This window comes from Streptomyces sp. NPDC058685 (genome assembly GCF_042714725.1).
Taxonomy (GTDB): Bacteria; Actinomycetota; Actinomycetes; order Streptomycetales; family Streptomycetaceae; genus Streptomyces.
In genome coordinates this window covers 56,185-76,832 of sequence record NZ_JBHXSL010000014.1, presented here as the reverse complement: position 1 = coordinate 76,832, position 20,648 = coordinate 56,185, and the positions used below count along the sequence as shown (strand labels likewise).

The following is a 20,648-nucleotide window of genomic DNA, read 5'->3' as shown; positions in this document are numbered from 1 at the left end:
GCGGGCACGGCGTGCCCGGCCCCCGTCCGGAAGGGCGCGGCGCGCCTAGATGTAGCTCGTCGTCCGCCTGCGCCTGCGCCACCAGGTCAGGGCCGTGGCGATCAGCAGTACACCCGCAACGGCGCCGCCCGCGGAGGCGATCAGCAGGGTCCTGTTGTCGTCGGAGGAGGACGACAGGCCCGCTCCGCCGTTCAGCGCGTTGCGCGCCGTGGCGCCCTCGGCCGTGGGGCCGCGCGAGCCCGCTGTCGGCAGCGCGACGTAGGGGAAACTCGCCTCGAACTTCAGGTCGTTGGCGTCGACCGCGTCGCCCAGGTCGTTCTTCGAGCCGACGAGTTCGCCCTCGACGACCTGGAGCGCGATGTCCAGGACGTCGTCGGTCAGCCTGCGGCCGTTGGGGAAGCCGGCGTTGTCACCGTCGAGCACACCCAGCCTCTTCGGCTCGGCCGTGGGCTTGATGGACGTGTTCAGCCGCAGGGCCTCCGCGGGCTTCACCCCGGGCGGCTGGTTGAGGTCCTTCACACCGGTCAGGAAGACCGACACGAGGTCGTTGCGCGGCTCGGCCGGAGCCTTGATCTTGTAGATGCCCTCGATCAGCTTGGGCAGCTCCGGGTTGGTCACCGACGGCAGGAAGTCGGCGTCGTTCCAGGGCGAGGACGCGTTGAACTTGTCCTTGTCCTTCAGGGGCAGGACGACCTCGTTGACCAGCGGCATGCCGAGTCGTGAGACCTGGGTCCAGTGGCCGCTCGCGCTCTTGCGCTGCGTCGTCGACCAGATGCCGACGACCGGCTGTTCGGCCGACTGCTGTATGTAGTGCGTCGGCACCTGGAGCGCGAGGGTGTTGACGTTGTAGCCCTTGAGCGTGTCGTTGCCGACCTCGGAGAGGTCTCCGCCGTACAGCAGGTCGAAGACCCGCAGGTCCAGGAAGAACGGGTCGTCGGCCTGGCCGGCGAAGGTGGTGAGACCGCTCGGCAGCTGGTGCACCGCCTGCTTGCGCAGCACGCTGTAGTCCGGCATGGACGCCTTGCCCACGTTGGACGGCGCCACCGGGACGTCGTCCGCGATCTTGTGGGTGGAGGCGACCTTCTGGTCCTTCAGGCGCAGCAGGTCGATGTCGTACGTCTGCGTGAAGTTGAGGTCGGGGTCGTCGAGGCTGGTGACGGGACCCGTGTTGTAGAGGAACGTCTTGTCGTTCTTGAGGTGTTCCTTGAACGTCCAGCGGTAGAGCAGATCGCCCTGCGCGTCGCCGTTGCTGTCGATGTGGATGTCGTACTGGGCGTCGGTGGCGAACTTGTAGAAGTTCGGGCCTCCCGCCGGGTCCTCGAACGGCAGCCAGTTGGCCACCAGCGTCGTCGTGTCCGGCTTGTCCGGGCTGACGAAGGCGTACACGTCGGTGTTGTCGAACTGGGGCTGGCCCGAGATCAGCGGGGCCTCCCGGTGACTGGAGGCGCTGGCCGCCTCCGGCGTCAGTGCGGCCACGCCGCCGGCGGCGAGCGCCCCGGCAGCCAGAGCACCACAGGTGAGCGCGGCGAGACTCCTGCGCCCCCGGAAAGTTCCGGGCCCCCACCCGCTCCTGTTGATTGCGGTCATCGCGTCCGTCCGTTCTGAGCAACGAGGTTCGGTTGCCTTGCGCGTGCCATTCGGGGCCGCGCGACGGATGGATTGGTGGAGATTCGAAAGTGTCCAACTCGCCCTGGAAACTCATGGATTCGGTGAGTGGTCGTCAACTCGCGTACAGGTGTGGTGAATCCTGCGCCCGGGATACACGAGTGTGATGCCGGGGCGATAGGGTTAACCTGCCCGGGCCGGGTGCGTCGTACGGGTGGGGAGTGACATGGATCAGATAGCAGTGCGGAGCAGGGCACGAGTGCCTGCCATCACATGTGGGAGCAGCGCGACCAGTTCGCGTCTTGACCGGCACCTTTCGGTGCTGGGCGGCCCTGCCGTCCCGCAGCGCGAGACGGTCGAGGCGACGTCGCTGATGCGCGAGCTCACCACGCGTGATGTGGCGCACAGCCGCAGGAGCAAGAGCGCGCGCGTCTCGCTCTTCGCGCCCCTGCGCAGGCTGCGCCGCTCGCTGTTCGGCAGCCGGAGCTGATCCGGCCGCCTTCGCATCGCGACCCCGCGACCGCGCGCTCAGGCGACCACACCGTCCCGGCGCAGCGCTGCTGTCCCCTCGTCCGTCATTCCCAGGGACCTCAGCAGCGCGTCGGTGTGCTCGCCGAGCGCGGGGACCGCACCCATCGGTACCTCCGGTCCGCCCGGCAGGGTGATCGGCGGCAGCAGTGCCTTCAGCGGACCGACCGGTGAACCGACCTCCCGCCACCGGTCACGCGCCGCGAGCTGCGGATGTCCGGCCACATCCGTCACATCGTTGAGCCGCGCGCAGGCGATGCCCGCGGCCTCCAGCCGGTCGACGGCCTCCTGGGTGCCCAGTTTCCCGAGTGCCAGGCCCACCGCCGCGTCCGTCCGCACGCGATTCGCCGTACGGGCCGTGTTGGTGGCGAAATGCGGATCGGTGCCGAGGTCGGGCAGTTCCAGCACCTGTTCGGCCAGCCGCCGCCATTCCCGGTCGTTCTGCACCGACAGCAGCACCTGCCCGCCGTCCGCGGTGGTGTAGGCGTCGTACGGTGCGATGACGGCATGCGCGAGGCCGGTGCGCGCCGGTGGCTGACCGCCGTGCATCCCGTAGTGCAGCGGATGTCCCATCCACTCGGCGAGGGACTCCAGCATCGAGATCTCCACCGGTCCGCCGCGGCCCGAGACGCCCCGGCGCAGCAGCGCGGCCAGCACCCCGGAGAAGGCGTACATGGCGGCGGCGATGTCGGCCGCCGGAATGCCGGCCTTCACCGGCCGTTCGGCGGTCCCGGTGACGGAGACCAGGCCGGCCTCGCACTGCACGAGCATGTCGTAGGCCCGTTTGTGGGCGTACGGGCCCTCCGCGCCGTAGCCCGAGATGTCCACGGCGACCAGCCGGGGGTGGGCTGCGCACAGGGTGGCCGCGTCCAGGCCGAGCCGGGCGGCCGCGCCCTGGGCGAGGTTCTGCACGAACACGTCGGCGTCCGCGACGAGCCGCCGCGCGATCTCCCGCCCGCGCGGGTCCTTGAGGTCGACGGCGATGGACTCCTTGCCGTAGTTGCACCACACGAAGTGGGAGGCGAGTCCGTGGGCGGCCGTGTCGTACTCGCGGGCGAAGTCGCCGCCGTCCGGACGCTCGATCTTGATCACACGGGCGCCGAGGTCGGCGAGCTGGCGGGTGGCGAACGGGGCCGATACGGCCTGCTCGACGGCGACGACGGTGACCCCGTCGAGCGGCAGTGGCTGAGTGCTCATGACAGCCGTACCTATCGCGTACGCAGGGCATCTGTCATCTCGGCGGGCGGGTGCGCGACTGCCCGGCCGGTGTGGAGCGCACCGGTGGCCGCGGTCAGAGCAGGGCGAACTGGCCCTCCGGGCCTTCCTCGTGGTGGTCGAGTACGGACGCGGGCCGACGGGTCGTGTCCGGCGGCGGCAGCACGCCCCCGAAGTCGGCGATCTCGGTGCCCGTCTTCAACTCGGCCCTCCGGTCGGTCAGTTCACCGAAAAGGGCGAGGACGGTGATCAGCTCCAGCAGCTCCGAGGTCCACTCCTGCGGCCAGACCCCGGGCCGGAACGCCTCCAGGGTGCCGGGCTCGGGCTGGGTGGTCCGGCGCGCGAACCAGGCTTCCAGCACCCGGGTGCCGGCCACCTCGACGTGCCAGGCGGCGGACGGCACCGGGGAGATACGTCCCTCGCCGACGCTCAGCACCTCCTCCTCGGCGTCGTACGCGATCGCGTCGGGGCGGGCGGGCACGGCTGCGCGCACATAGGGGCGCCGCCCGCCGGGCAGCCGGGGCCTCGCACCACCGCGCGCGCCGCGGAGCTGGACGTCGAGCAGGGTCCGCCCCAGCTCCACGCCCGCGAGCCAGACCTCGGGATCGGCGGGCAGAGGGACGAGGCAGCCGGCGGGTGACGGCTCGGCCGCCGCGGCGATCCAGGCGAGCACGTCCTCGGGGGCGACCGTCCGCCCGTAGTGGCGTTCCAGAAGGGGCAGCAGACCGGGCGCGAGATTGGGCTCGTCGCCGCCGGGGCGGCGGTACAGCGGCCGGATGCGGCCGGGCCGTCCGGCGGGGGAGTAGCCGTCGGGAAGCGGCGCGGACATCAGGACGGCCGGGCCCGAGGCGTCCCCGGTCCAGCCCTGTTCGACGGCGAAGATCTGCCGGTCGTCCGCGACCCGCCACAGCTCGGGGCGGGCGACGTCGAGGAGACGGTGGTCGGGGATCAGCCACTGTTCGTCGAAGGCGCCGTGCGCGATCCGCACCGGCTCGGGACAGCGGCCGTTCTCACGGACGAAGCGGCCCGTCCCCGCGGCCTGCCCGGGCAGCTGGCCCACCGCGGTCCGGGGGGTGCGGGCGCGGGTGCACCCGAACAGCGCGTCCTGCGCCGGCCCCTCCGCCCGCACCACCGCGTCCCAGCGGGCGGTCAGCGATCCGGCGTCCGGCGCGATCACCCAGGAGCGTCCCGGCCGCAGGGGCCGCACGCCCCACGGCATGAGCGCATCGAGCATCGGCATGCGGACATCCTCCCCCTCGCCACGGGCGCGTACCGCCGGAATGGTAGTCATCCACGCTCAGCGCGCCGACGTCAGTCCGCATCGACGGTGACCGAGAAGGAGAACCGGTCGCCCCGGTAGTGGATGCGTGCGACGTCCACCACCCGGCCGTCGCCGTCGTACGTCACACCCGTGTAGTGCAGGATCGGACTCAGCAGCGGCACGTCCAGCAGCTCCGCCGTACGCGGGTCCGCGAGCCGGGCCTCCACGGTGTCCGTGATCCGGCTGATCCGCACACCCACCGCGTCCCGCAGCACCTTGGTCATCGGCCAGCGCTCCAGATCCGCGAGATCCAGCCCGGCCGCGATGTCCGGACGGACCGCGTTCTCCGCCCAGTTGGTCGGCTCGCCGCTCTCCCCGTCGCAGCGCAGCCTGCGGTACGTCACGACCTCGGCGATGTCGGGGAAGTACTCGGCCAGTTCGGCGGGCACCGGACCGGGTCCGTGCCCGAGGATCGTCGTCCGCTCGCCCGACTGCTGGGCCACGATCGCGTCGATCGAGCCCAGCAGCCGGCGCGGCGCCCCCCGGCGGGCCCCCGGTTCGATGAAGGTGCCGCGCCGGCGGTGCCGGCTGATCAGCCCCTCCGCCTCCAGCTCCTTGAGAGCCTGCCGCATGGTCAGCACGCTCACGCCGTAGTGCGCGGCGAGCTGCTCCTCGGTGGGCAGCCGCAGCGACGCCTCGGGCGCCCGGCCGAGTATCGAGGCGCGCAGCGACTGCGAGACCTGGTACCACAGCGGCAGCTTGCGGTTCAGGACCAGCGAGTCGGGGGCGAAGGAGGTCACGGCATCTCCGTACTACGACCTGAAGTGGCGCTCAAGACCCTGCCACACGTTGTCGTAGCCCTTCTGCAGATGGTCCGCGCCCGCCGCCTGCTCCGTCGCGGTCACCGGCCAGCGCGTCTCGAACATGAACGCCAGCCCGTCGTCGATCTTCTGCGGCTTGAGCTCGGCCGCGCTCGCCCGGTCGAACGTGTCCCGGTCCGGCCCGTGTGCCGACATCATGTTGTGCAGCGAGCCGCCGCCGGGCACGAAGCCCTCCGCCTTCGCGTCGTACGCGCCCTCGATCAGGCCCATGTACTCGCTCATCACGTTGCGGTGGAAGTACGGCGGACGGAACGTGTCCTCGCCGACCAGCCAGCGCGGCGCGAAGACCACGAAGTCGACGCCCGCCAGGCCCGGGGTGTCGGACGGCGAGGTCAGCACGGTGAAGATGGACGGGTCCGGGTGGTCGTAGCTGATGGTGCCGATGACGTTGAACCGCCGCAGGTCGTAGACGTACGGCAGGTGGTTGCCGTGCCAGGCGACCACGTCGAGCGGGGAGTGGTCGTACGTCGCCGCCCAGAGGTTGCCGCAGAACTTGTTGACCACCTCGACCGGGCGCTCCACGTCCTCGAAGGACGCCACCGGGGCCATGAAGTCACGGGCGTTCGCGAGGCCGTTGGCGCCGATCGGGCCGAGGTCCGGGAGCTGGAAGGGCTGACCGTAGTTCTCGCACACATAACCGCGGGCGCTGTCGTCGAGCAGTTCCACGCGGAAACGGATGCCGCGCGGGATCAGGGCCACCTCGCCGGGGCGGGCCGCGAGCATGCCGAACTCCGTGACCAGCAGCAGGCCACCGCGCTCGGGGACGATCAGCAGTTCGCCGTCGGCGTCGCTGAACACCCGGTCCGTCATGGACGCGTTGGCGTGGTAGAGGTGCACGGCCATGCCGGTCCGCTGGGTCGTGTCGCCGTTCCCGCCGAGCGTCCACAGACCAGTCAGCCAGTCGGTCCCCGGCGCCGGCTCCGGCAGCGGGTTCCAGCGCAGCCGGTTGGGGTCGGGGACGGTCTCGGTGAACGGCGCGCTGCGCAGTCCGCCGTTGCCGACGCGGACGAACGGCGGGTGGGCCGCCGACGGACGGATGCGGTAGAGCCACGAGCGGCGGTTGTGGACACGCGGCTCGGTGAACGCCGAACCGCTCAGCTGCTCCGCGTACAGCCCGAGCGGTGCCCGCTGCGGTGAGTTGCGCCCGAGCGGAAGTGCGCCCGGCACGGCCTCCGAGCTGTGCTCATTGCCGAACCCGGGGGAGTACCCCAGGGACTCGGCCGTCTTCCGCGCCTGCTCGATGCCGCTCATCGCCCGCTCCCGGTGCTGAAGGAATCCTGGAATCCTATGGACTACCGTAGGATTGCGGAGCGCCCCCGTCAACGGCATCCGGACGGCATGATGGAGCGCGTGTCCCACGCCCATCTACGACGTGAGCCCGTGCAGCGGCGGAGTGCCGAGCGGCTCGCCCGGATTCTGGACGCCTGCGCCGCACTGCTCGACGAGACCGGATACGAGGAACTGTCCACGCGTGCGGTGGCCGTGCGGGCCGGGGTGCCGATCGGTTCGGTGTACCGGTTCTTCGGCAACAAGCGTGCCCTCGTGTACGCGTTGGCCGAGCGCAATCTGGACGGCTACACCGACCGCATCGCGGGCCGGCTCGACGGGCTGGCCGGGGGCGACTGGCGGGGACTGCTCGATGTGGTGCTCGGCGAGTACGTGACCATGAAACGCACGGTCCCCGGCTTCTCGCTGATCGACTTCGGCAACCAGATCCCGGTGGGCTCCCGGGCGACCGGCGCGAACCATCAGGTGTCCGATCGCCTGGTCGGGCTGCTGGCGGCGCAGGTGGGCCGCGAGCCGGACGATGTGCTGCGACGAGCGGCGCTGGTCGCGGTGGAGGCCGCGGACGCCCTGCTCCAACTGGCGTTCCGGGTGGACCCGTCGGGCGACGAGGCGATCGTGGGGGAGACGCGGGAGCTGCTGCGGTCGTATCTGGCGCGGGTGCTGGACTGAGGCGGCCGGGGGTGGCCCGAAATCTTCCGGTGACCTGATCCGGGCCTGGCCCCGGCAGGAGGGTCCCCGCACGGGCCGCCGGCCGCCTCTGGGCAACCGGGCCGCGCACGGAACTGCCGCCCGGCAACAGGGCACCGACAAAGGCTTGGGCCACCTGTTGGCAGCGGGCGGCGCGTGAAGAAATCCCGCCCGGCAACCGGACCCCCGCAGGGACTGCGGCGCGGCCAAAGGGTCCTGGTCGTCTCTCGGCAGCCGACCCGCACGGACCCGTGCCCGGCACCGGGCCCCGGCACTGCGGCACCCCGACCCCGGCAGGGCCCCGGCCGCCTCCCGGCGACCAGGCGCCCCCGCCCGGACGCGTGCCCGGCAACAGGGCCCCGCCCGGTAACCGCCTCCCGGTAACCGGACCCTCGCCTGGCAACAGGGCCCGGCCGCGGGCCCCGCCCGGCAACCGGACCCCCGCAGGGACTGCGGCGCGGCCACCGGGTCCTGGCCGTCTCTCGGCAGCCGACCCGCACGGACCCGTGCCCGGCACCGGGCCCCGGCACTGCGGTACCCCGACCCCGGCAGGGCCCCGGCCGCCTCCCGGCGACCAGGCGCCCCCGCCCCCACGCCTGCCCGGCAGCCGCACTCCCGCCCGGCGACCAGCCCTCGCACGGCAACCAGGGCCCGGCCACGGACCGGCCCGGCCACGGACCGGCCCGGTAACCGCCTGCCCGGCAATCGGACCCCCGCAGGGACTCCCGCCCATGCATACCGGTCGGTATGCTCGGCCTGAACCGAGCGACACCGACGCCGCCCCGGGGAGGGCCCATGTCCCGCACAGCTGCCGCCCGTACCGCACCGACGGGCGGCGACGGAGCCGAACCGGCCGGAGAGACACGCACCGCCCTGCGGATCTGTCCGCTCTGCGAAGCGACCTGCGGTCTCACCCTCACCATCGAGGGCACCCGTGTCGTCTCCGCGCGCGGCGACCGCGACGACGTCTTCAGTCGCGGGTTCATCTGCCCCAAGGGCGCCTCCTTCGGAGAACTCGACGCCGACCCCGACCGGCTCCGCACACCGCTCGTGCGCAAGGACGGCGAACTGCGCGCCGCCACCTGGGCCGAGGCTTTCGACGCGATCGCCGCCCGGATCAGGCCGCTGATCGAGGAGCACGGGGCGAACGCCGTCGGCGTGGTCCTCGGCAATCCGAACGTCCACACCATGGCCGGCGCGCTCTACCCGCCGGTGCTGCTCTCCGTACTGCGCAGCCGCAACCTCTTCACCGCCAGCACCCTGGACCAGATGCCCAAGCACGTCTCCAGCGGACTGCTGTTCGGGGATGCCGTCGCCATCCCCGTCCCCGACCTGGACCGCACCGACCATCTGCTGCTGCTCGGCGCCAACCCGCTGGAGTCCAACGGCAGCCTCTGCACCGCCGCCGACTTCCCCGGCAAGCTCAAGGCGCTGCGCAGGCGCGGCGGCACGCTGACCGTCGTCGACCCCCGCCGTACGCGCACCGCGCAGCTCGCCGACCGTCATGTGCCCATCCGCCCCGGCACCGACGCCCTGCTGCTCGCCGCGCTCACCCACGTCCTCTTCGAGGAGCGGCTGACCGACCTCGGCCGGCTCGAAGGCCATGTCGAGCAGCTGCGCGAAGTCGAGGCGGCCGTCGCCGAGTTCACCCCCGAGGCCGTCGCCGACGCGTGCGACATGGACGCCGGCGAGATCCGCACGATCGCCCGCGAACTGGCGGCAGCCCCCACCGCCGCCGTCTACGGCCGCATCGGCAGCTGCACCGTGGAGTACGGCACCCTCGCCAACTGGCTGGTGGACGTGCTCAATGTGCTCACCGGCAATCTCGACCGTCCCGGCGGCGCGCTCTTCCCCCTCTCGGCCACGGCGCCCGCGCCCCGCCCCGCAGGCCCCGGAAAGGGCTTCGCGCTCGGCCGCTGGACCAGCCGGGTCAGTGAGCAGCCCGAGGCCAAGAGCGAACTGCCCATGGCCGTGCTCGCCGAGGAGATCGACACCCCCGGCGAGGGCCGGATCCGCGCGCTGATCTCCATCGCCGCCAATCCCGTGCTCTCCGCGCCGGACGGCGACCGCCTCGACCGCGCCCTGGAACAACTCGACTTCATGGTCAGCGTCGACCCGTATCTCAACGAGACCTCCCGGCACGCCGACGTGGTGCTGCCCCCGCCCCCGCCTTCCCAGAGCTCCCACTTCGACTTCGCCTTCAACGCTTTCGCGGTGCACAACCAGGCCCGCTACACCCCGGCCGCCGTGCCTCTGGAGGACGGCCGCATGGACGAGTGCGAGATCCACGCCCGTCTGGTCCTGGCGGTCGGCGGCATGCACGGCGCGCCGCCGGAGGCCGTCGACGACATGGTCATCGAGAAGGCCCTCACCAAGGCCGTCGCCGAGGCGCACTCACCCGTCCACGGCCAGGACGTCAAGGAACTGACCGCTCAGCTGTCCGGCCGTACGGGACCCGAGCGCCGCCTCGACATGATGCTGCGCACCGGCCCGTACGACCTCACCCTCGACAAGCTCCTGGAGAACCCGCACGGCGTCGACCTCGGCCCCCTCCAACCGCGCGTCCCCGAGGTGCTCAGGACCCGCAGCGGCCGGATCGAGCTGCTGCCCGGGCCGATCGCGGCCGATCTGCCGAGGCTGCGCAGGGCCCTGGACGAGCGGCCCGAGGCTCTGGTGCTGGTCGGCCGCCGTCATCTGCGCTCCAACAACAGCTGGTTGCACAACGTGCCCGCGCTCAACGGCGGCTCCAACCGCTGCACCCTCCAGATCCACCCCGAGGACGCGGACCGGCTCGGACTCCAGGACGGCGAGCAGGTGCGCATCGCCGCGGACGGCGGTCAGATCGAGGCGCCCGTGGAGATCACCGACACGGTGCGTACCGGCGTGGTGAGCCTGCCGCACGGCTGGGGGCACAGCCGCCCGGGCGTGCGGATGTCGGTGGCCGCGTCCCGCCCCGGCGTCAATGTGAACCAGCTGCTCGACGGCTCGCGGCTGGACCCGCTGTCCGGCACCGCCGTGCTCAACGGATTCCCGGTGGAACTATCCGCAACTCGATGACCTGGGGTTTTGCTCGTATTGCTCACGCGTCAACATCTTGTTAACGGCATTTGACGCCACCTAACGTCGTCCGGACCGCCGCACCGGTGGGAGTTCAAGGATGAACGTTAGGTGTCCCCCATGCTGACAATCCTCGGCTTCGCCATGATCGCGACCTTCCTGGTCCTGATCATGATGAAGAAGATGTCGCCGATCGCGGCTCTGGTCCTCATCCCCGCGCTCTTCTGCGTGATCGTCGGGAAGGGCGCGCACCTCGGGGACTACGTCCTCGAGGGCGTCGGCCAGCTCGCGCCGACCGCGGCGATGCTGATGTTCGCGATCGTCTACTTCGGCGTGATGATCGACGTCGGGCTCTTCGACCCGATCGTCCGCGCCATCCTGCGGTTCTGCAAGGCGGACCCGATGCGGATCGTGGTCGGCACGGCCGTGCTGGCCGCGATCGTCTCGCTGGACGGCGACGGCTCCACCACCTTCATGATCACGGTCTCGGCGATGTACCCGCTCTACAAGCGCCTCAAGATGAGCCTGGTCGTGCTGACGGGTGTCGCCGCCACCGCGAACGGCGTGATGAACACCCTTCCCTGGGGCGGCCCCACCGCCCGTGCGGCGTCCGCCCTGAAGCTCGACGCGGCCGACATCTTCGTCCCGATGATCCCGGCGCTCGCCGTCGGACTCCTCTTCGTCTTCGTCCTCGCCTACGTCCTCGGCCGCCGTGAGCGCACCCGACTCGGCTACCTCTCCCTGGACGAGGTGCTGGTGACGGAGACCGACACGGTCCTGGTCGGCGCGGGTGGCGCTGACGTGACCCGTACGTCGCGCGGCGGGGGCGCCGGTACGGCCGCAGGCTTCGGCGCCGGCGACGGGGAGCAGGGCACGGGCAAGGCCGCCCACGACGCAACGGTCGAAGAGGTGGGCAGGGACGACGGGGACACCGATGACGAGACCTTCCAGGGCCTCGACCCCCACCGGGAGACCCTGCGCCCCGGGCTCTACTGGTTCAACGCCGGTCTCACCGTGGCCCTTCTCGCCGCGATGATCATGGAGCTGCTGCCCATCCCGGTGCTGTTCCTCATCGGCGCGGCGCTCGCGCTGACGGTCAACTTCCCGAAGATGAGCGAGCAGAAGGCCCGGATAGCCGCCCACGCCGACAACGTCCTCAACGTCTCCGGCATGGTCTTCGCCGCCGCCGTCTTCACTGGCGTCCTCACCGGGACCGGCATGGTCGAGCACATGGCGGACTGGCTCGTCGGCGCCATCCCCGAGGGCATGGGCCCGCACATGGGCCTCGTCACCGGAGTCCTGAGCCTGCCGCTCACCTACTTCATGTCGAACGACGGCTTCTACTTCGGCGTCCTGCCGGTCCTCGCCGAAGCGGGCTCCGCCCACGGCGTCTCCTCGCTGGAGATCGCCCGCGCCTCCCTCGTCGGCCAGCCGCTGCACATGTCGAGCCCGCTCGTCCCCGCCGTCTACGTCCTCGTCGGCATGGCCAAGGTCGAGTTCGGCGACCACACCAAGTTCACGGTCAAGTGGGCGGCGCTCACCTGCCTGGTGGTGCTCGGCGCCGGAATCCTGTTCGGGATCATCTGACAGTGACCGGATCCCGGAGTTGGCTGCTGCGTCTCGTCATCGCCTTCGGCTTCGCGCAGGCGGCGGTGTCGATGGCGCGGCCCGCCGTCTCCTACCGGGCACTGTCGCTCGGTGCGGACGAGCGCGCGGTCGGTGTGATCGCCGGCGTGTACGCGCTTCTTCCCCTGTTCGCCGCCGTACCGCTGGGGCGCAGGACGGACCACGGGCGGTGTGCACCCCTGCTGCCCGTCGGTGTCGTCCTGATCTCCGGCGGGTGTGCCTTCAGCGGTACGGCGGGCTCGCTCACGGCAATGGCGGCATGGAGCGGGGTGATGGGCCTCGGTCATCTCTGCTTCGTCATCGGCGCGCAGTCGATCGTCGCCCGCCAGTCCGCACCGGACGAACAGGACCGCAACTTCGGTCACTTCACCATCGGCGCCTCGTTCGGACAGCTGGTGGGGCCCGTGGCGGCCGGGTTCCTCGTCTCCGGCGAGGACGGCGCCATGGGCCGTACGAGTGCGCTCGCCCTGGTCGTCTCGGCGGCCGTCGGCGCCGTGTCCCTCACCTCGCTGTGGCGCATCGAGCACCGCACGAGCGGCGCCCCGGCTCGGGAGCGTCCCCGGAAGGTGCCCGTCCGCCGGATACTCGGCGCCCGCGGTGTGCCCGCCGGGATCTTCATCAGTCTCGCGGTGCTCTCCGCCACCGACATCCTCACCGCGTATCTCCCGGTGATCGGCGAGCATCGCGGCATCGCACCCGCGACCGTCGGCCTGTTGCTGAGCCTGCGCGCCGCCGCGACCATCGCCTGCCGGCTGGTGATGACCCCCATGATCCGGCTGCTGGGCCGCACGGCGCTGATGGCGGTGACCTGTCTGCTCGGCGCGCTGCTGTGCGGCGGCATCGCCCTGCCGGTCCCCGTCTGGGGGCTCGCGGTGATGCTGGCCGCCCTCGGCTTCTGCCTGGGCGTGGGACAGCCGCTGTCCATGACGACGGTCGTTCAGGCTGCCCCGGCCGGTGCGCGGTCAACCGCGCTCGCCCTGCGGCTGACCGGAAACCGCCTGGGCCAGGTCGCGGCCCCGGCCTCCGCCGGAGTGATCGCCGGTGTCGCGGGACCCGCCGCGCCGTTCGCGATGCTGGGCCTTCTGCTGCTGGTCGCGGCGGGGTTGGGGATGCGGACGTCGACTCCCCCCGGCGGTACGGGCGTTCGGCCGAGCGGAGGAGGGAGCCGCAGCCACCCCGGCGCCGTACGAAGACCCCAGCCCCAACATTCGCCGGAATCATTCCCTGACCGGGAGTAGTCGGCTAGTTTCAGGCGTCGCTGTCGCCTCCTCCATCCCTGGGCGGAACCCCATGACGCGCGCCATTTCCCTGCACAGTGTCAGCAAGCGGTACGGACGGGGCTCACGAGCCGTCGACCGTTTCAGCCTGGACATCGAGCCCGGCGAGTTCGTGGTCCTGCTCGGTCCGTCGGGCTGCGGCAAGTCGACCGTGCTCCGCATGATCGCGGGTCTGGAGGAGATCACCGAGGGCGAACTGCTGCTCGACGGCGAGCTGTCCAACCATGTGCCGCCCCGTGACCGGGCGATGGCGATGGTCTTCCAGAACTTCGCCCTCTATCCGAGCATGACCAACCGCGAGAACATCGGCTTCCCGCTGCGGCTGGAGAACCCGCGTATGGACCGTGCGCCGCGGGTCGAGGCCACCGCCCGGATGCTCGGCATCGAGGACGTCCTGGACCGCTATCCGAGTCAGCTCTCCGGCGGTGAACGGCAGCGGGTCGCCATGGGCCGGGCCATCTCGCGCAGACCGTCCGTCTTCCTGATGGATGAGCCGCTGTCCAACCTCGATGCGAAGCTGCGCAATCATCTGCGGGCCGAAATAGCCCAGCTCACCCGGGAGTTGGGGGTCACCACGGTCTATGTCACACACGACCAGGCCGAGGCGATGTCGCTGGGCGACCGGGTCGCCGTGATGCGCGGCGGTGTGCTCCAGCAGGTGAGCACCCCGCGCGAGACCTATGCCATGCCCGCCAATGTCTTCGTCGCGGCGTTCATCGGCACGCCCCGTATCAACCTCCTCCAGGCCGTCGTCTACGCGCCCCTCGCCGGACGGATGTCGATCAACCTCGGCAAGCAGCGGCTCCCGCTGCCCGAACCGCTCAGCGTGGACCACCAGTTGCTCCGGATCCAGCAGGGCCGCGACATCATCGTCGGACTGCGCTCCGAGTCCACCCGTATCGCGCCGCCCAGCCAGGCCCGCCCCGGCGAGGTCGCCCTGACCGGCATCGTCGAGCACATGGAGTACCAGGGGCACGAGGCGCTGGTGCACTTCAACACGGGGTCGCGGCCCGCCGTGGTCGCCGACCTGGAGTCGCCCCGGCCGCGGCCGCCGGCGCGCCGGCGCAGGAGCGGCGGTCCGGGCGTGCTCACCCGGATCAGGGAGCGTGCGGTCGCGCAGGTCACCGGCCCCGTCGTCGCGCTCGACGACCCGGAGCCGGTGCCGTTCGCGACGGAGCGCCCGGCCACCGCGCCGAGCGACCTCGTCGTCCGGACAGGGCCCGATGTGCGGCTGCGGACCGGCGCCCAGGTGCCGCTTCTGGTGGACCTCGCGCATCTGTACGTCTTCGACCACCAGGGTCAGCGGATCTGCCCCGCCCCGCCGGACCTGCTCGGCCTGGACGCCTGACGCGGTACGCGGCGCCGGTGCGCGGTCCGGCCGGGTGGCCGCGGCCCGATCGGCACGGTCGCCCCTGGCGTCAAAAAACTAACACCGCTAGTTTGGGTCGCACGACTGCCGGCAGGTTCTGGAGGAGTGCGATGAAGGCCCACGACGGGATGTACATCGGCGGCCGGTGGCGGCCCGCCGCCGGACAGGACACCATCCCGGTGGTGAACCCGGCGGACGAGCAGGTCATCGCCCACGTCCCGGCCGGTGGCCCCGAGGACGTGGACGCCGCCGTACGGGCCGCCCGTGAGGCGTTCCCCGGCTGGGCCGCGACACCGCCCGCAGAGCGCGCGGCCGCGATCGGCGCTCTGCGCGACGCCCTGGTGGCCCGCCAGGGAGAGATCGCGGAGACCGTGACGGCCGAGCTCGGCTCACCGCTCGCGCTCTCGCAGGCCGTCCATGCCGGCCTGCCGGTGATGGTCGCCGGTTCGTACGCCGAACTGGCCGCCTCGTACGCCTTCGAGGAGAAGATCGGCACCTCCACCGTCCTCCTGGAGCCCGTGGGTGTGGTCGGTGCCATCACGCCCTGGAACTATCCGCTGCACCAGATCGTCGCCAAGGTCGCCCCGGCCCTCGCCGCGGGCTGCACCGTCGTTCTCAAGCCCGCCGAGGACACCCCGCTGACCGCCCAGCTCTTCGCCGACGCCGTGCACGAGGCAGGGCTGCCCGCCGGGGTCTTCAACCTGGTGACCGGCCTCGGCCCGGTGGCCGGACAGGCCCTCGCCGCCCACGAGGGCGTCGACCTCGTCTCCTTCACCGGCTCCACCGCGGTCGGCCGGCAGATCGGCGCGACCGCCGGGGCGGCCGTCAAGCGCGTCGCCCTGGAGCTCGGCGGCAAGTCAGCCAATGTGATCCTGCCGGGCGCCGACCTCGCGAAGGCCGTCAACGTCGGCATCGCCAACGTCATGTCCAACTCCGGCCAGACGTGCAGCGCCTGGACCCGGATGCTGGTCCACACCGACCAGTACGACGAGGCCGTCGCCCTCGCGGCCACCGCGGTCGCCAAGTACGTCCCCGGGGAGCGCGTCGGCCCCCTCGTCAGCGCCAAGCAGCAGCAGCGCGTGCGTGGTTACATCGAGAAGGGTGTCGCCGAGGGAGCCCGGCTGGTCGCCGGCGGTCCCGACGCCCCGGAGGAGACCGGCTACTACGTCAGCCCCACCGTCTTCGCCGACGTCGCCCCGGAGATGACGATCGCGCAGGAGGAGATCTTCGGCCCGGTCGTCGCGCTGCTCAGGTACGAGGACGAGGACGACGCCCTGCGGATCGCCAACGGCACCGTCTACGGCCTCGGGGGAGCGGTATGGGCCGCGGACGACGCCACGGCCGTCGCCTTCGCCCGCCGGATGGACACCGGCCAGGTGGACATCAACGGCGGACGCTTCAATCCCCTCGCGCCCTTCGGCGGGTACAAGCAGTCGGGCGTCGGGCGCGAGCTCGGTCCGCACGGTCTGTCGGAGTACCTCCAGACCAAGTCCCTCCAGTTCTGAGACGGAGATTCCCACCGTGGTCCGCGCCGCCGTACTGCCTGCCGTCGGCTCTCCTCTGGAGATCACCGACATCGAACTGCCCGAGCCCGGCCCCGGCCGGGTCAGGGTCCGCCTCACCGCCGCCGGGGTCTGCCACTCCGATCTGTCCCTGTCCGACGGCACGATGCGCGTGCCGGTGCCGGCCGTCCTCGGCCACGAAGGCGCCGGGACGGTCGTCTCGGTCGGCGAGGGCGTCACCCATGTCGCGCCCGGGGACGGCGTCGTCCTCAACTGGGCGCCCTCCTGCGGCACCTGTCACCACTGCGGCATCGGTGAGGTGTGGCTGTGCGCCAACGCGCTCGCCGGAGCGGCGGACATCCACGCCCGCACGGCCGACGGCCGGGAGCTGCACCCGGGCCTCAACGTCGCCGCCTTCGCCGAGGAGACGGTGGTCGCCGCCGGCTGTGTCATCCCCGCCCCGGAGGGCATCCCGCTGACCGAGGCCGCCCTGCTGGGCTGCGCGGTCCTCACGGGCTGGGGCGCCGTGCACCACTCCGCGCGGGTGCGCGAGGGCGAGTCGGTGGCCGTCTTCGGCGCGGGCGGGGTGGGGCTCGCCACGCTCCAGTCGGCGCGGATCGCCGGGGCCTCCACCATCGTCGCCGTCGACGTCTCGCCCGAGAAGGAGCAACTGGCCCGGGACGCCGGTGCGACGGAGTTCGTCCTCGCGTCCGACACCACCGCGAAGGAGATCCGCAGACTCACGGGCGGTCAGGGCGCGGATGTCGCGATCGAGTGCGTCGGCCGGGCCACGACCATCCGTACGGCCTGGGAGTCCACCCGGCGCGGCGGCCGCACCACCGTCGTCGGCATCGGCGGCAAGGACCAGCAGGTCACCTTCAACGCCCTGGAGATCTTCCACTGGGGACGGACCCTGTCGGGGTGCGTCTACGGCAACAGCGATCCCGCGCGGGACCTGCCCGTTCTGGCCGGGCACGCGCGGGCGGGCCGCCTCGACCTCGCGGGTCTGGTGACGGACCGCATCGGTCTCGAGGACATCGCGTCGGCGTTCGACAACATGCGGACGGGGCGCGGAGGCCGGGCGCTGATTCTGTTCGGTCAGCAGTGAGGACGCCCGTCCTGTCTTCGTGACCGGGGCGGGAAAAGCGCAGCTCGGCGGTTCTGTGCCCGCCGGGCGCTCCGGCCTGTCCCGGCTCCCCGCGTGGCCGAAAAACAACTGCCGCGCACCCCGTTGACGCCATACCCACCGGTCGGTACGTTCCCCGCACTCCCCGTCCCCGCACCACGGAGTGAGCACACATGGACACCGCACCCCCTTCCCCCCGGTCCGGAACCGCACCGGCGGACACCCCGGCGGCCCCCAACCGCCGCCGTGTCGCGACCGCGGCCGCCCTCGCCTCGGCCGTCGAGTGGTACGACTACTTCGTCTTCGGCATCGCCGCCGCCCTCGTGCTCGGCGATCTGTACTTCCCCTCCGGAAGCTCGTCGGCGGGCGTGCTCGCCGCGTTCGCCACCTTCGCGGTCGGCTTCCTCGCCCGGCCGGTCGGCGGCATCATCGCGGGCCAGCTCGGCGACAGGCGCGGCCGCAAGCCGATGCTCGTCCTGGCCCTGACGCTGATGGGCACCGCCACCGCGGGCATCGGTCTGCTGCCGACGTACGAGACGATCGGCATCGCCGCCCCCGTACTCCTCGTCCTGCTGCGGATCGTCCAGGGCATCGCCGTCGGCGCCCAGTGGGGCGGCGCGATGCTGATGGCCACCGAGTACGCCCCCGAGGGCAAGCGCGGGCTCTACGGCAGCCTCGTCCAACTCGGTGTCCCCATCGGCGTGGTGAGCGCCAACACCGTGTTCCTCGTCGCCGGCGCCGTCACCAGTGACTCCACCTTCGCCGCCTGGGGGTGGCGCGTCCCCTTCTTCGTCGGCTTCCTCGTCCTCGGCCTCGCCTGGTACATCCACACGCAGGTCGAGGAGACGCCCGAGTTCCGCGAGGCGGAAAGGGCACTCGCCGAGAAGGAGAAGGGCGAGACCCGTTCACCGCTGCGCACCATTCTGCGCGAGCACCTCGGCACGGTGTTCCTGGCCGGCGGCTCGTTCGCCGTGAACACCGCGACCTTCTACATCATCATCACCGGTGTCCTCGACTACGCGACCCGCGAGCTCGACATGAAGCGCAGCGCCGTGCTGGCGGTCTCCCTCTGCGTGAGCCTCACCCAACTGGTGCTGATCCCCGCGGCGGCCGCCCTGTCCGACCGCATCGGGCGACTGCGGATCTACGCCGCCGGGGCGGTCGGCCTGCTGGTCTGGGCGGTCCCGATGTTCCTGCTGATCGACACGGAGTCACTGCTCTGGCTCGCCGTGGGCACCTTCGTCACCAGCTGCTTCCTCAGCATCATGTACGGGCCGCAGGCGGCCCTGTTCGCCGAGCTGTTCACCGCCGAGATGCGCTACACCGGCGCCTCGCTCGGCTACCAGATCGCGGCGGTGTTCGGCGGCGGGCTCGCGCCGTTCATGATGGTGCTGCTGCTGGAGGCGACGGGGACGTCCATGGCGGTGTCCGCCTACATCATCGGACTCGCCGTCATCGCCCTCGTCTCCATCAGGATCCTGGCTTCGAGGGCGGCTGCTCGCGAGTAGGGCCCTTCGTTCCGATCGCGTCCGGGCGGCCGCACACCACTTCTCCGGAGGGAGCGGCCGTCACCACGCGAGCCCGGGAGCGCGAGACCGCGACGCCCGCCAGGCACAGCGCACCGCCCGCCATCGTCAGCCACCCCGGGATCTCGTCCAGCGCCAGCCACGACATCAGCACCACCAGGGCCGGTACGGCGTAGGTCGTCGCGCCCATGCGTCCCGCGGTCGTCCGGGCCAGGGCGTACGCCCAGGTCGTGAAGGCCAGGGCCGTCGGGAAGACGCCCAGGTAGACCATGTTCAGCGTGGCCGAGGCCGGCGCGTGGGCCGCCTGGTCGACCAGCTGCCCGATGAACGGCAGACACGCCACCGCCCCGACCAGGCAGCCGAAGGTCGTCACCTGAAGGGCGCTCGCATGCGCCAGCGCCGGCTTCTGGGCGACGACCCCGCCCGCGTAGCCGACCGCCGCCAGCAGACACAGCAGGACGCCCAGCGTGGAGGCGCTGCCCTCGCCGGACATCGACAGCCCCACCGTCACCGCTCCCGCGAAGGAGACGGCCATCCCCGCGAGCAGCCGCGGCGGCAGTGCCTCGCCCAGCAGCCTGGCGCCGAGGAGCGCGATGAGCACGGGCCCGATGTTCACCACCATCGCCGCCGTGCCCGCGTCGACCTCCTGCTCACCCCAGTTGAGCACCACCATGTAGACGCCGAACCAGAGCAGCCCGGACACGGCGATACCCGGCCAGGCGGCCCGCGGCGGCAGTCCCTCCCGCCGTACGAGCAGCACACAGACGAGGGCGAGCGAACCGGCGAGGAGCCGTCCGAGCGCCAGTGCGCCGGGGGAGTACGCCTCACCGGCGCTGCGGATCGACACGAACGCGGAGGCCCACAGCACGACGGTGACACCCGCAGCGGCGAGGGCGGGCCAGTGCGCGCGGTGAGAGGAGGTCGGGGAGGTGTCCTGGGGGCTCATGGTCCGACCGTACGACTCCGACGCTTCGGCGTTCACCGCAATATCTCCGGCTCGATGCCGAGCAGCTCGGCGAACGCACGCTCGCCGTCCGCGGTCACCTTCACCGCGCGCTCCGACCCGATGCGTACGCACCAGCCGGAATCCAGCACGTGCCGGCACAGCGCGGCCCCGGCGGCGCCCGCGAGATGCGGCTTCCGCTCGGTCCAGTCCAGGCACGAGCGTACGAGCGGCCGTCTGCCCCGCGTCTGCGGTTCGAGGCCCAACGTGCCGAACCAGCCGACCCCCTGGGGGGTGAGCGCGAAGCCGGTGTCCTGACGCAGCAGGCCGCGCGCGGTCATGGCCTCGGTGACCGCGATGCCCAGCCGCCCGGCGAGATGGTCGTAGCAGGTGCGCCCGCGGGCCATCGCGCTCGCGGCGCCGGCGGCACGCAGGGTCCGCGGCGCCGGCCCGCTGCCCGGATCGGTGTACCCGGCGAGCTCCTCGACCAGGTGCGCCACCCGGTCGTCGGCGAGCCGGACGTACCGGTGCCGCCCCTGACGTTCCTCGGCCAGCAGCCCGCCCGCGACGAGTTTGCCGAGATGCTCGCTGGTGGTCGACGGTGCGACGCGCGCGTGGCGGGCGAGTTCGCCGGCGGTCCGGGCGCGCCCGTCGAGCAGGGCGAGGAGGAAGGAGGCGCGGGTCTCGTCGGCCAGCAGCGCGGCGAGGGCGGCGAGTTCGCGGGAGGAGGTCATGTCCCCAGGATGCGCCGACGACGG

16 protein-coding genes are annotated in these 20,648 nt (G+C 71.8%); 9 read left to right on the top strand and 7 right to left on the bottom strand.

From position 1 onward, the window contains the following. Positions 1 to 45: 45 nt before the first annotated feature. Complete coding sequence (locus ACFWU3_RS14940) at positions 46 to 1,587, bottom strand: DUF4331 domain-containing protein (RefSeq protein WP_384436358.1); 1,542 nt, start codon at positions 1,585 to 1,587, stop codon at positions 46 to 48. 244 nt (positions 1,588 to 1,831) lie between these two features. Between ACFWU3_RS14940 and ACFWU3_RS14935 the strand changes: the two genes are divergently transcribed. Then, positions 1,832 to 2,095 carry a hypothetical protein gene (locus tag ACFWU3_RS14935; protein ID WP_313947246.1) on the top strand — a complete coding sequence of 88 codons (264 nt, stop codon included), beginning with the start codon at positions 1,832 to 1,834 and terminating at the stop codon, positions 2,093 to 2,095. A 38-nt stretch (positions 2,096 to 2,133) separates the two neighbouring features. On the opposite strand, the gene ACFWU3_RS14930 is transcribed toward ACFWU3_RS14935, so the two are convergent. The 4 genes from ACFWU3_RS14930 to hmgA form a co-directional block, all read right to left on the bottom strand. Next, a complete protein-coding gene (locus ACFWU3_RS14930; RefSeq protein WP_384436355.1) occupies positions 2,134 to 3,330 on the bottom strand; it encodes a CaiB/BaiF CoA transferase family protein in 1,197 nt (398 codons plus the stop codon). A gap of 94 nt (positions 3,331 to 3,424) precedes the next feature. Beyond that, positions 3,425 to 4,588 (bottom strand): type ISP restriction/modification enzyme, encoded by a 1,164-nt coding sequence (locus ACFWU3_RS14925; protein ID WP_384436352.1) that lies wholly within the window; start codon positions 4,586 to 4,588, stop codon positions 3,425 to 3,427. Positions 4,589 to 4,659: 71 nt separating this feature from the next. Then, positions 4,660 to 5,409, bottom strand: coding sequence for a GntR family transcriptional regulator (locus tag ACFWU3_RS14920; RefSeq protein WP_384436349.1), 750 nt, complete (start codon positions 5,407 to 5,409; stop codon positions 4,660 to 4,662). A gap of 12 nt (positions 5,410 to 5,421) precedes the next feature. After that, positions 5,422 to 6,741, bottom strand: a complete 1,320-nt coding sequence (gene hmgA, locus ACFWU3_RS14915; RefSeq protein WP_384436346.1) for a homogentisate 1,2-dioxygenase — start codon at positions 6,739 to 6,741, stop codon at positions 5,422 to 5,424. A gap of 90 nt (positions 6,742 to 6,831) precedes the next feature. On the opposite strand from hmgA, the gene ACFWU3_RS14910 reads away from it, so the two are divergent. From ACFWU3_RS14910 to ACFWU3_RS14875, 8 genes are all read left to right on the top strand, one after another. Further along, positions 6,832 to 7,446, top strand: coding sequence for a TetR family transcriptional regulator (locus ACFWU3_RS14910; RefSeq protein ID WP_384436543.1), 615 nt, complete (start codon positions 6,832 to 6,834; stop codon positions 7,444 to 7,446). An 813-nt stretch (positions 7,447 to 8,259) separates the two neighbouring features. Then, complete coding sequence (locus tag ACFWU3_RS14905) at positions 8,260 to 10,521, top strand: molybdopterin oxidoreductase family protein (RefSeq protein ID WP_384436343.1); 2,262 nt, start codon at positions 8,260 to 8,262, stop codon at positions 10,519 to 10,521. 120 nt (positions 10,522 to 10,641) lie between these two features. Beyond that, positions 10,642 to 12,108: a CitMHS family transporter gene (locus tag ACFWU3_RS14900; RefSeq protein ID WP_384436340.1), complete on the top strand. Its 1,467-nt coding sequence runs from the start codon at positions 10,642 to 10,644 to the stop codon at positions 12,106 to 12,108. Beyond that, positions 12,105 to 13,385: an MFS transporter gene (locus tag ACFWU3_RS14895; RefSeq protein ID WP_384436539.1), complete on the top strand. Its 1,281-nt coding sequence runs from the start codon at positions 12,105 to 12,107 to the stop codon at positions 13,383 to 13,385. Before ACFWU3_RS14900 ends, ACFWU3_RS14895 begins: the two co-directional genes overlap by 4 nt. Before the next feature lie 52 nt (positions 13,386 to 13,437). Beyond that, the gene (locus ACFWU3_RS14890; protein ID WP_384436337.1) at positions 13,438 to 14,772 is read left to right on the top strand and encodes an ABC transporter ATP-binding protein; all 1,335 of its coding nucleotides are present in this window, start codon (positions 13,438 to 13,440) and stop codon (positions 14,770 to 14,772) included. Between the two features lie 131 nt (positions 14,773 to 14,903). After that, on the top strand, positions 14,904 to 16,298 hold the full coding sequence (locus ACFWU3_RS14885; RefSeq protein WP_384436334.1) for an aldehyde dehydrogenase family protein: 1,395 nt from the start codon (positions 14,904 to 14,906) through the stop codon (positions 16,296 to 16,298). A 16-nt stretch (positions 16,299 to 16,314) separates the two neighbouring features. Further along, positions 16,315 to 17,403 (top strand): Zn-dependent alcohol dehydrogenase, encoded by a 1,089-nt coding sequence (locus ACFWU3_RS14880; RefSeq protein ID WP_384436331.1) that lies wholly within the window; start codon positions 16,315 to 16,317, stop codon positions 17,401 to 17,403. 191 nt (positions 17,404 to 17,594) lie between these two features. Next, the gene (locus ACFWU3_RS14875) at positions 17,595 to 18,929 is read left to right on the top strand and encodes an MFS transporter (RefSeq protein ID WP_384436328.1); all 1,335 of its coding nucleotides are present in this window, start codon (positions 17,595 to 17,597) and stop codon (positions 18,927 to 18,929) included. On the opposite strand, the gene ACFWU3_RS14870 is transcribed toward ACFWU3_RS14875, so the two are convergent. Beyond that, on the bottom strand, positions 18,892 to 19,893 hold the full coding sequence (locus tag ACFWU3_RS14870) for a DMT family transporter (RefSeq protein ID WP_384436325.1): 1,002 nt from the start codon (positions 19,891 to 19,893) through the stop codon (positions 18,892 to 18,894). The genes ACFWU3_RS14875 and ACFWU3_RS14870 overlap by 38 nt on opposite strands. 32 nt (positions 19,894 to 19,925) lie before the next feature. Next, entirely contained in the window at positions 19,926 to 20,624 is a 699-nt protein-coding gene (locus tag ACFWU3_RS14865; protein WP_384436322.1) for an ArsR/SmtB family transcription factor, read from the bottom strand. Positions 20,625 to 20,648 lie beyond the last annotated feature (24 nt).